The sequence below is a fragment of the Aromatoleum sp. genome, assembly GCF_035254505.1.
In the GTDB taxonomy this organism is placed as follows: Bacteria; Pseudomonadota; Gammaproteobacteria; order Burkholderiales; family Rhodocyclaceae; genus Aromatoleum.
The window spans coordinates 1-11,796 of sequence record NZ_DATFAO010000075.1 but is presented as its reverse complement, the minus strand read 5'-3'; the positions used below and the strand labels follow the sequence as shown (position 1 = coordinate 11,796).

Below are 11,796 nucleotides of genomic sequence, written 5' to 3'. Positions count from 1 at the left end.
TTCGAGCCAGGCCCAAAGGCCTGTGCTTGCGCTCGACTCCGCCTTGAGGCTGCGCGCAGCGGCCTTGGCACTGACCCCGGTGTAGGACAAGAGCACCGGCAGCAGCACGAGGTTGGTGAAGATCAGCACCGCGACGCCGATGCTCGCGGTCAGCGCAAGGGCCTGGATCACCGGGATGTCGATCACCATCAGCACGGCGAAGCCCACCGCGTCCGCCACGAGGGCCGTCATGCCGGCGAGGAAGAGGCGCCGGAAGGTGAAGCGGGCGGCCACGAGCCGATGCGTGCCGCGGCCGATGTCCTGCACGATGCCGTTCATCTTCTGCGCGCCGTGCGACACGCCGATCGCGAAGATCAGGAAGGGGACGAGGATCGAGAAGGGGTCGAGCTCGAAGCCGAAGGCGGCGATGAGCCCCATCTGCCACACGACCGCAATCACCGAGCAGGCGACCACCAGCGAGGTGCTGCGCAGGCATCGGGTGTAGGCGTAGATCACGACGATCGCGATGAGGGCCGCCACCGCGAAGTAAGTCATCACCTGGCTCACGCCATCGATCAAGTCGCCCACGAGCTTGGCGAAGCCGATGACGTGGATGCGCACCGGCGCCCCGCTCTGCTCAAACTTGGCGCGGATGTTGGCTTCGAGCGTCGCCGACAAGGCGCGGTAGTCGATCGCCGCGCCGGTGGCGGGATCCTTGTCCAGCAGCGGCACGAAGATCATCGAGGACTTGAAGTCGTTGCCGACGAAGCGCCCCACACTGCCCGAGCGGGCGATGTTGAGCTTCAGTTGCTCGGTCGCTTTCGGCGAGCCATCGTAGGATTCGGGCATCACCGGTCCGCCCTGGAAGCCTTCCTCGGTCACTTCGGTCCAGCGCACCGAGGGCGCCCACAAGGATTTCACCCAGGCGCGGTCGACGCCGGGGGTGAGGATCAGCTCGTCGTTGATCTTCTTGAGCGCGTCCTGGTAAGCGGGGTCGAAGATGTCCCCTTTCGGGTTCTCGACGACGACGCGCAGCACGTTACCGAGGCCACGCAGTTCCTTGCGGTTCTCGAGGTAGTGTTTGATGTAGGGCTGGCTCTGCGGCAGCATGCTCTCGAAGCTCGCGTTGAGCTGCAGCTTCCACGCTGCGACGAGCGCGAGCACCACGGTCACGACCGCACAGAGCGCGACGACGGCAAGCCGGTGGTTGAAGATCAGGCGTTCGAGGGGATTGCCCGAGTGGCGGTCGAACTCGGAGAGCGAGCGCACGACCGGGGTCGGGTTCTGGGAATCAAGGGCGACGGCCATCGCGAAGGTCTCCGTTCTCTTACTGCAAGGGCTGCACGCGCACGCCGCGCGCACCGGCGAGGACGACTGCATCCAGGCCCAGGGCCTGCACGGCCGCGGCCGGCAGCGCCCGTTCCTGTTTCACCGGCGAGAAATGCTCGCCACCGTCGTGGCTCATGAGCAGCCGCCCGGCCTGACTCGCGAGGAACACCTCGCGCTCGCCCACGGCGGCGCCGGCGGTGAGGCCTTCCTGCACGCCGGTCTCGACCTTGTGCCAGGAGGCGCCGCCGTCGGTGCTGCGCCAGGCGTTGCCGCGCAGGCCAAACACGATCACCGCCGATTTGGTACCGGTGACGCCGAAGTAGCTGCCCTTGTACGGGGTTTCGATCGCACGGAAGCGCCCCGCGGCGGCATCGAGCCGCATCACGAGGCCCTGCTCGCCGGTGACGAAAACATCGCCCGCAGCGGCGCGCACGCCATACAGATGCAGCGCCTGCGGGTTCTCCGTGCGGTCGAGCCACGGCTGCCAGCTCTTGCCGCCGTCGGCGGTGCGCAGGATGAGGTTGAAGGCGCCGACGATGAAGCCCGTCTTGTCATCCGCAAACCACACGTCGAGGAAGGGGTTCTCGGCGCCCTGCGCGGCGAAGCGTTCGGCCTCCGCCACCCACTTCGCGGCATCCGCCCCGGCCTGCGCCTTGTAGTACTCGACCATCAGGCTGCCCACCGCGCGGCCATCTAGCTGCTTCACCCAGGTCGCACCGGCATCCGCCGAGTGCAGCACGACGCCGTCGTGGCCCACCGCCCAGCCCTGCTGCGGCGTCGGGAAGCTCACCGCCACCAGGTCGGAGCTCACCGCGACCCGCGCCTGGCGCCAGCTCTTGCCCTGGTCGTCCGAATACACGATGTGGCCACGCTGGCCGACACCGACGATCCGGGCGCCCGCCAGCGCCAGCCCGTTGAGCAGGCCCTTGGCCGCCAGCGGGCTCGTCGCGGCCGGCGTGTCGAGCACGTCCTGGAAGCCCGCGGCCAATGCCGCGACGGGCATCGCCAAGGCGAGCGCCGCCAGTACTCCGCCGAATCGGTGCACCTTCATTACTGTTCCCCGGTTAAGGCCGGGCGACCCGATGCACGACTGCCGTTGCATCGGGGCCCGGGGGACGAGACCGTGTGGTTTGGTTAGCGAATGCCGGAGCCGGCGAGCGAATCGGCCGTCCACTCGCGGTCGGGCAGCGGCTTCATCGGACGCATGCCGCCCGTTTCCGCGATGAAGCCGGTCAGCGAGTAGATGCCGGCGACGAGGTCGTAATGCCCGAACATGTCGGTGTAAGGCGCGGGCAAGTCGTAGCTCGGGGCCATGTAAGCGAAGCCGGCACGGTAGAGCTGGCCGCGCGCGTCATACTGGTCCGACGCGAGCGCCGCCCACGAGTCCTCGTCGAGATAGAACACGCGCTTGCTGTAAACATGGCGCTTGCCTTCGCGCAGCGTCGCCTCGACGACCCACACGCGGTGCAGCTCCCAGCGCACGAGGTCGGGATTCAGGTGATTGGGCTTCAGCAATTCGTCCTGCTTCGCCTGATACACGGCCGCGTAGTCGTTGTACGGCACGAACATCTCCTTCTTGCCGATCAGCTTGAAGTCGAAGCGCTCCATCGAACCGGTGAAGAGGAAGATGTCGTCGAAGGTGTTGCCGCCGGCCGTGCCGGGGTTCGGCGTGTCGTGCGACAGGTCCGGCGCGACTTTCACGCGACGCTGTCCGGGTAGGTAAGTCCAGGCGCGGCGATCCTTCGTGCCGATGTCCAGCGGATCGATGATCAGCAGGCCTTCGCCCGCACGGCGCGCCGGGCCGCTGTAGATGTTCTTGATCCGCCAGTAGGTTTCGGCCGAAGTCTTGCTCGCATCCCAGAACGGAAACTCCTGCACGTTGCTGCCTTCGGTCGCAAGCGTCGTACGCCCGCTCGCGTCGACGTTGAGGTTGCGATACTTCGCCTCATAGGCTTGGCCGTTGTAGCGCACGAGGTGGTTCCACATCGCCTCGTAACCCGTCTTCGGGATCGGGAACGGGAAGCCGGCATGACAGCCTTCCATCGAACGACCTTCGTTGGAGGTCTTGGCCGCCTGGGCGCACTTCGCCGTGTTGTCGACGACGAACTTCGGGAAAGCGACGCTGCGGTGCGTCGGATAGACGTCGACGCGGAAGCTCGGATACTTCTGCAGCAGCGCCTTGGTCCCTTCGGTCAGCTTGTCGGCGTACTGCGCCATGTTCTTGCCGTCGACCGTCAGGCGCGGCTTCTCGCCGGCGAAAGGATTCGGACGAATACCGTCCCCCGCCTTGAAGCCGGCCGGCACGGTCGTCTGGCCGCCGGTATATTCCGGAATCGTGCTTTCCTTGTTGGCGCCCTTCTCGGCACCCACTGCCGTCAGGGTCGTACCCAGTTTCTTCGCCTCGTCGGCCGTAATCGCCGCCACTGCCGGCGTAGCCACTGCCGCCGCCAGTGCGGCCGCGATCATTGTGTTGATAATGCGCATCGTGATCTCCTCAGAACGTCGTCTTCAGTGTCAGGCTTACGAAGCCGCGATCCTTGAGCAGCGTGGTGAAGCCGTTTTGCGTTGTTACGGCAGTGCCGTTGTCGCGGTACCGGCCGAAGTAGTCGATGTACTTCAGGTCGATCCGGTATTTCTGGAACACGTCGGCGGACAGGCCGACGCTGTAGTTGCCGTTGCCCTCGTTGCCGCCGAACACGGTCGGCGCGTTGCCCGAAAGACCGACGGAGGCTGACACGGGCGCCGACAGGTCGACGCCGGGCAGCACTTGGTACCAGGTGGGCGTGAAGGACAGCGACAGGCCCCAGAAATCACGCGTCGTACAACCGTCCCATTTGTCGCGGCCACGGCAGGGCACGAAGCCTTCTGCATAGAAGAGATTCTTGCCGCTGCGCACCTTGTCCCAACGAGCCCAGGTCACTTCGGCCGCCCAGTTGGCGGCGTCGAACACCGGCGTCTTCGAGATCACACCGAGGAAATTGACGAGACCGTGGTAGGTATCGCCGCGCGGACCGGTCGTCTCGCCGCGGTCGGGCAGCCCCGTGGGCGAAATCCCCAGCACCTGCGCATTGAGCGGCGTGTTGCGGCGATACGAGAACTCTGCCCCGACGCTGATGCCCGCGATGTTCTTGGCGAGACTCACGCCGTACAGATCGATGTCGCCCGCATAGATCAGGTTGTAGCGGCTGACGCCTGCCCCGACCCGTGTGAGGAGAATCTGCGGCAGCTTGTCCGCGTAGCGGCGATAGTAGAAGCCGAGCGTGCCGTCGAGCACCTCGGGCGACCAGCGCAGCGCGAGGCCGTATTCGCCGTCATGTTTCGGCTCCACCGGCTTGCCGTTGGCGGCAAATCCGAGGCGGGGGATGAACTGGCGGTCCGGCCCGTTGAACGCGAAGTCCACCGGCCCGAGGTAGGTGCCGCCTTCCGGGTAGCGATAGGCTTCCCAATCGAGGAAGTACTGCGCCGCCACCGACAGCGTATCGGTAACCTGCGCCTGGCCCGAGACCTGGTTCAGCGGGCGGAACAGCTCCTTCGCCTCGACGCCCGGCGTCGCGAAGCCCTTCTGCAGGTCGAGCGGCATCTGAGAGTACGAGACGCTGTTCAGCGCGCCGTTGAGGAACAAGGACTCGCCCCAGAACACCGTGTGGCGGCCGGCCTTGAGCCGCACCGGCACGTCGCCCGCGTCGAAGTTGCCGAACACGAAGGCGTCCAGCAGTTCGCCCGACGGGCCGTGGTAGAGGCGCTTCGTGTAGTGGCTGTATTCGTGATTGCGATAGCTCGGGATGCTGTTGAAGGGCGCGTTCGGATTCGACTGGCTCTCGTCGCCGTAGGCGTCGTCGTACCAGCCGGCGCCGCTCACGCGAAAGCCCGTCATCCCCTTGTAGATCACGTCCAGTTCGGACAGCAGATCGAGCCGGTTGGCGACCAGATCCCCCCTGTCGAAGCTGTAGGTGCCCTCGTCGCTGACCGCCGAATTACCGATCTTGTCGTCGCGCTTTTCGACGCGCGTGGCGACGTTGTATCGCACCGTGTTGTCCCAACGGACCTGCAGGTCGGCATTGCCGGTGTCGAACTCGAACGCCTGAGCGTTACCGCCCATGGCCAATATGGCTGCGGCCACGGCGAGCGCCGACTTCCTTCGGGCAAGCTGCAGCCCTTTTTTCCTCGTCTCCATCCTCGTCAGCCCCTATTTTTGGTTGGCTTGATTTTTTGCGTGTCCGGCAACTTGAACGCCGGATGCAATTCATTGTGCGCATTGCTGGCCACTCTTTCCCCCCCTGCGAAGAGTGGTGGAAGCCGAATACGTCACGTGCCGGGGATTTGCGCGATTCGGTCGACTCAGTCGAGCTCGAAAACCGCGCAATTATTTTTGGAGATCTGGTGTAACACCTATTATTTATAGTCACAGATACGCAGCGCTGTCGCAACCTCGCGCTGCGCTGACAGCCCCCCCGTCCTGGAGGGGGCGCCACCGATCCCATCGTGATTAGAATCCGCCGTATCAGAGCTCCCGTCCGGGGAGCGCCGGATACCGGGTGAGGCAGAGCCCATCGAATCCAGGAGCCGCCATGTATCGCCATCTACTCGTGCCGATCGACGGCACGGATCTCTCGACCGAGACCAGCAGCAATGCGATCGACTTCGCCCGCACGCTCGGGGCGCACATCACCTTCTTCCACGCGCAACCCGACTATGCGGCGGCGCTCGACGGCGAAGCGGAAATCGTGCGCCTGACGTCGCCGGCCAAGTTCGCCTACACCTACGAATGGCGCGTGCGCGAACTGCTCGCGAAAGCCGAGGCGGCGGCGCGGGCCTTCGGCGTGCCCTGCGGCTCGATGACTGCGGTCAGCGATTCGCCGGCACGGGCGATCATCGCGGCCGCGCGCGACGCCGCCTGCGACCTGATCTACATGGCGTCGCACGGCCGGCGCAGCAGCATCGGCATGATGCTGGGATCGCAGACGCTGAAGGTCCTCGTCAATGCCGGCATGCCGGTGCTGGTGTCCGCGACGTCGAATCCGCCTGTGCCGTCGCAGGTGCTGGACGTGATCCGCGACGAACACCGCTCGCTCGCGGCCGTCCTGCACGCCTGGCTGAACCTGCTCGACGCGGAGCGGGACGCCGGCGGGGCAGCCGACGCGGAGTTGATGCGCACAATGATCCACTACCTGAAGACCTTCTCGGCCACGGTACACCGGCCCAAGGAGAGCGAATACCTCTTCAGCCGGCTGCGCCGCCGCAGCTCGCGCTACGACGTCGACCTCGCAGAACTGGACGAGCAAAATGCCGACCACCAGCGCCTGATCGCCGAACTCGAAGCGGCTGTCGAACGCCATCTCGCCGGTGCGGCGCCCCTCGCAGACGTGCGGGAGGCGGTCGCGAGTTGCGAGCGATCGACCTGGGAGCATATGGAGCAGGTCGAAGGCCGCATCCTTCCCGGCGCGCTGAACCATCTGACACCGGAGGACTGGGACGGAATTGCCACGGCCTTCGGCGAAGGCGGCGATCCGCGCTTCCGTCGCGATATGGGCAACGAATTCCGCCAAATCTTCTCCCGCATCGTGAACCTCGCTCCGGCGGACGGCGCCGCCTAGTAATCGTCGGCAAACCCAAGCCAAGCCAAGGAGGTCGTCCATGCTCAAGGGACTCATGCAGGATCGCCCCCTGCTCGTTTCTTCGCTGATCGAACATGCGGCGCGCTGTCATCCGCGCGCCGAGATCGTGTCGCGGACCGCCGAAGGAACGATGAGCCGCTGTACCTACGGCGACCTCAGCCGGCGCTCGAGACAAGTCGCCGCGGCCTTGCTCGCGCTGGGCGTCGGGCCGGGCGATCGCATCGGCACCCTGGCCTGGAACGGCTATCGGCACCTGGAGATGTACTACGGCGTGTCCGGCATCGGCGCCGTCCTGCATACGATCCATCCGCGCCAGTTTCCCGAGCAGCTCGAATATGTGATCAATCATGCCGAGGACCGGTACCTGTTCTTCGACATCACCTTCGCACCGCTCGTCGAACGGCTGGCGCCCGCGTTGAAGGGCGTGAAGCGCTTCGTCGCGATGACAGACCGCAAGAACCTTCCGCTGAGCGACATCCCGAACCTGCTCTGCTACGAAGACCTGATCGCCGAGGCAAACCCCGACTTCGAGTGGCCGACTTTCGACGAGACGACGGCCTCGTCGCTGTGCTACACCGCTGGAACGACCGGCACGCCAAAGGGGGTGCTCTACTCCCACCGCTCGACGGTCCTGCACGCCATGACCTTGTGCGCAACCGACAGTCTTGCGTTGTCTGCAAACGAGTCCGCGCTGCTCGCGTCGCCGATGTACCACGTCAATGCCTGGGGAGTGCCCTATGCCGCCGCGATGTGCGGCATGAAGCTCGTGCTGCCCGGGCCGGTCCATGACGGCCGGAGCATCTACGAGTTGCTGCGCGAGGAACGGGTGACACTGGCACTCGGCGTGCCGCAGTTCTGGAGTCCGCTCTTCCAGTATCTGGAAGGCATGCGCCGGAATCCGCGCAAGGAGCTGTGCCTCGAGCGGGTCGTCGTCGGCGGCACCGCCTCATCGAGGGAATTCGTCGACAAGCTGGCTTCGACTTTCGGCGCCCGCGTCACGCAAGTGTGGGGAATGACCGAAACCTCGCCGATCGGTGCGACCTGCCCGCCGACGGCCATGCACGCCGATGCTTCCAACGTCCCGAGCGAGCAGCGCGGGCTGAAACAGGGACGCCCGCCCTTCGGCATCGAAATGCGGCTCGTCGATGATGCAGGACGCGAGATCGCCCATGACGGATGCACGCCCGGCCGGCTGCTGGCGCGCGGGCCCTGGGTGGCCTCCGGATACTTCAAGTCGCCCGAAGGCTCGCGTCTCGATGCCGACGGCTTCTTCGACACCGGCGACATCGCGACGATCGACGCGGACGGCTACCTGCAGATCACCGACCGCGCCGCCGACGCGATCAAATCGGGCGACGACTGGATGTCGTCGATCGAGCTCGAAAACGCGGCCGTCGGCCACCCTGCCGTCGCCGAAGCAGCCGTCATCGCGCTTGACGAAGACGGGCGCCGGACGCACCGCCTGCTCGTGATCCTGCCGCGGACCGACTTCGACGTAAGCCGCGACGAGTTGCTGGAATACCTCGCCGTGAAGCTCGACCGGCGCTGGCTCCCCGACGACGTCGCCTTCGTCGAACAGTTTCCACACACGGCCACCGGCAAGGTACGCAAGGGACGGCTACGGGAAATGTTTGCCGACCATCGGTGGCCGACGGATCTCCAAAGCCAGCCCGCCTGAGGCGATCGGCTAGTACCCCTCGCCGAGAATCCCCAGCATGCGCGCCCGGTCCACGACGTGACGGCGCGAGCCGGCGTTGAATTTCACGAAGAGGTGCTTGACGTGCCACTTGACCGTTTCGTCGCTGATCCCGAGCGCCGAGGCGATCTGCTTGTTCGACAGGTTGCGGCCGAGCAGCAGGAGGATTTCTTCCTCTTTGGCCGTCAGTAGGCCGCCGGTCCGGACGACCTCGGCGGGTGCCGCGGCGCGGGCCGGCGCAAGGGCGGGCTCGTCTCGCGGCGCCTCCTTCGCGCCGGCGTGCCCTGCCCGCCAGTCGCCCGCGAGCGTCTGCAGCTCCTGCAGGCCGCGCTGCATGCCGTACATCTCCGCGAGGCCGAGCGCCTCGTCGCGATGGGACTTCCATTCGAGGCCGCAGTGCATGCGCGCAACGGCCAGCAAGAACCTCATCTCGACCCCTTCCCTGCCCCGGCGAAGCTTGTCGGCCTCTTCGAGCGCCGGTTCCAGGATCGCCAGCACGCCTTCCCAGTCGGCCCTGGCGATGGCCGCATAGCCGCGCGCCTGTGCGATGCGTAGCAACAGCAGTCGTCCGAGCAAGGAGGCCGGATCGAGCTCAGCCGCCATCGCCGCGAGCCGATCGCAGGCTTCGATACAGGAACGCATCCGTCCCTGGACCAGGTGCATGCGCGCCTGTTCGAAGAGACTCGCGACGCAGTAGCGCGGCATTCCGCGCACTTCGCCGAGCGCGAAGAGATTGTCGAGCAGATCGAGGGCGCGTCGTTGCTGCCCCTTCAGGCGCGCGAGCCGCGCGGCGACCTGATAGCCCATGACGATCGCTTCGGGGGCCGACACGCGCTCCAGCACGTCGAGACGATCGAGCAGCACGTCCTCGGCCGCATCCACGTCGCCCAGTTCCCACAAGGCCATCGCGTATGCCGACGCCAGCATCGCGCTCACGCCGTTGCGGCGGCCGATGGCTTCGTCCGCGCGCCGCGACGGCTCGGCGAGCCATTCCTGCGCGAGCTGGACCTGCCCCTCCCACAGGTAGCCGAAACCGATCCCCCACTCGCCCCAACCCCTGACCGCCTGCAGCGTCGGCGATACGGCGGCGTAGGCGGCGCGGATCATGCGCCGCGCCTGCTCAGGGTTGCCACGGTAGATCTGCGCGACGGCGGCGCAATTGGCATAGATCGCGCGCAGTGTTGAAGACGAGGTGACCTCCTGGTCCTTCCATGGCGCGAAGGTGTCGACCATGTCGTCGATGTGATCCGCGAAGTAGGCTGCCGCCCCGTGGATGAGCGCACTCTCGAAGCGCTCCTCGACGGGCGCCGCCGGGTCCGCGTGGATCTTCTCGATCAACCGCGCCGCCTGCCGGTGCCGCTCGCTTAGCGCCAGCACCCACGCCGCGCCGAGCAGCGTTCGCGGGTGGCGCTCGAGCTCCTCGGGCGGGATGCGTTCCAGCCAATAGAGCAGCCGCACGTTATCGGCTTCGAGCGCCGCACCGTACATGCACTCGCTGATCAGGCCATGCGCGAGCTCGTCCTGACCCGCGGCAAGCGCCTGGCCAGCCGCCACTTCGCGCAAGCCATGGTCCGCCAGCCAGCGCGCGGCGCGCCCATGCAGCGCCTGGAGCTCCACCTCGGGACGCTTGCGCAGCTGTCCAAGCAGGAATTCCCGCACCATCGGATGCAGCCGCACCCACTCCGCGCTCGGACCATCCATGAAGATCGGCAGCGTTTCGCGCAAGCGTTTCAGCAGCTCGGGCGCGTCCTCGTAGCCGGTGACGAAGCCGCACAGTTCCACCTGCAGCGCGTCGAGGATGGCGAGCCGGACGAGGAATTCGACGACGCGCGGTTCCAGGTCGTTGAGCAAGCCTTCCAGGAAATAGCGTTCGAGGTCGCCGGTAGCCGCATCCATCGTCGCGATCGCCGTGTTGGGATCGCTCTGGCGTTCGATGACCACCATCGCCAGCTGCAGCCCCAGTGGCCAGCCCGCGGCCTTGTCATGCAGCCGCATGCAGGATTCTGCAGTGATGCGGTCCTTGAATCGGGCCTTCAGGATCGCGGCCGTTTCCTGGCGGGTGAAACGGAGCCGCTCCACATCGAGCGATGTATACAGGCCCCTCGCGAGGAAGTTCGACAGCGGAAGCTGCAGCGCCTTGCGCGACGCGAGCACGATGCGAAGGTTCGGCGGCGCATTCAGGATCAGATAGAGCAGCGAGTCAAGCACCGACGCGGATACGGTTTGGACTTCGTCGAGGATCAGCACCGTCTCAGCGCCGAGGTTCGCCACTTCGGCGAGCCACGCGGTCAGGCCTTCCTGCTCGTTGCCGCCCTGCCGCATCGTCTGCGCGACCGCGCGCTCGAAGGTCGGCCGGCCGCTCGCGATCCGCATCGAATAGGCGAGCGCGCCGGAAAACCGCGCGACGTCGTCGCGTTCGTCGAAGCTCAGCCACGCGACGAGGGCGCCGAGGTTCAGGGCTTCCCGCCGCCACTGACCGAGCAGCGAAGTCTTGCCGAAGCCGGCGGGCGCGACGACTTCGATGATCGTCTTGTTGCGGAGATCCTCCCCGTCCCAACCGAGGCGGCCGCGCAAGAGCTGATCCTTCGAGACACGCGGCGGCGTGCTTTTCAGAACGAATTCGGCATCTGCGGCTTCAGGGGTCATCGGTGGACACTACCGCAGTTGGAAATCAAACGGAATCGCATCAGCAGACCTCGAACAGCCTCGCCGCACCCATGCCGCGCCGGCGCGGTGGAGCTGTTCACGAACGATCGGGATTGAGCGGCTTCGCCGCCCAACCCCGACCCGTGCCTCAACGCCGGCCCTTCGGGCCTGGTTCCGTCAGGACAACATTTCGATGAAGGCGCGCACGCGGGTGATCAGCTGACCCGACGGCGCCCCGACCTGCCAGCTGCCTTCCAGACCCGAGCTCGGCACGCCCTTCTTGTGGAAATGGTCGCGGAAGAGCTCGACGTGCATGCCGCCGTAGGGGCAGCCGATGTAGGTGTAGAAGAGCATCCCCTTAGAGCCCGACTCCTCGATCATGTTCTCGATGTACTTGATCTGGTTCACCGGCGAGCCGGTGACGAAGTAGTCGAGGATGAAGCGGGCCATCGACTCCAGCGGCGGAATCTCTTCGTTCCACACGCGGTCGTAGGGGTTCGGCGTGAACCACGACAGCAGCGCGCCGCCCAG

At 66.1% G+C, this 11,796-nt stretch carries 8 protein-coding genes; 2 read left to right on the top strand and 6 right to left on the bottom strand.

The annotated features are described in order from the left end of the window. The 4 genes from VJ673_RS15010 to VJ673_RS14995 form a co-directional block, all read right to left on the bottom strand. Positions 1-1,287, bottom strand: a 1,287-nt coding sequence (locus VJ673_RS15010; RefSeq protein WP_414635661.1) for an efflux RND transporter permease subunit, incomplete at its 3' end; no start/stop codon positions are given. A 19-nt stretch (positions 1,288-1,306) separates the two neighbouring features. Next, a complete protein-coding gene (locus VJ673_RS15005; RefSeq protein WP_324126943.1) occupies positions 1,307-2,359 on the bottom strand; it encodes a WD40/YVTN/BNR-like repeat-containing protein in 1,053 nt (350 codons plus the stop codon). Positions 2,360-2,442: 83 nt separating this feature from the next. Then, positions 2,443-3,792 (bottom strand): DUF1329 domain-containing protein, encoded by a 1,350-nt coding sequence (locus VJ673_RS15000; protein WP_324126941.1) that lies wholly within the window; start codon positions 3,790-3,792, stop codon positions 2,443-2,445. Between the two features lie 10 nt (positions 3,793-3,802). Next, entirely contained in the window at positions 3,803-5,482 is a 1,680-nt protein-coding gene (locus VJ673_RS14995; RefSeq protein ID WP_324126940.1) for a DUF1302 domain-containing protein, read from the bottom strand. A 394-nt stretch (positions 5,483-5,876) separates the two neighbouring features. Between VJ673_RS14995 and VJ673_RS14990 the strand changes: the two genes are divergently transcribed. Beyond that, positions 5,877-6,902, top strand: a complete 1,026-nt coding sequence (locus VJ673_RS14990; protein WP_324126938.1) for a universal stress protein — start codon at positions 5,877-5,879, stop codon at positions 6,900-6,902. Positions 6,903-6,942: 40 nt separating this feature from the next. Next, complete coding sequence (locus VJ673_RS14985; protein ID WP_324126937.1) at positions 6,943-8,601, top strand: long-chain-fatty-acid--CoA ligase; 1,659 nt, start codon at positions 6,943-6,945, stop codon at positions 8,599-8,601. Between the two features lie 9 nt (positions 8,602-8,610). Here VJ673_RS14985 and VJ673_RS14980 read toward each other — a convergent pair whose 3' ends face one another. Continuing rightward, positions 8,611-11,265 (bottom strand): winged helix-turn-helix domain-containing protein, encoded by a 2,655-nt coding sequence (locus VJ673_RS14980; protein ID WP_324126936.1) that lies wholly within the window; start codon positions 11,263-11,265, stop codon positions 8,611-8,613. 177 nt (positions 11,266-11,442) lie between these two features. Beyond that, positions 11,443-11,796, bottom strand: a 354-nt coding sequence (locus VJ673_RS14975) for a 2-hydroxyacyl-CoA dehydratase family protein (protein WP_324126935.1), incomplete at its 5' end; no start/stop codon positions are given.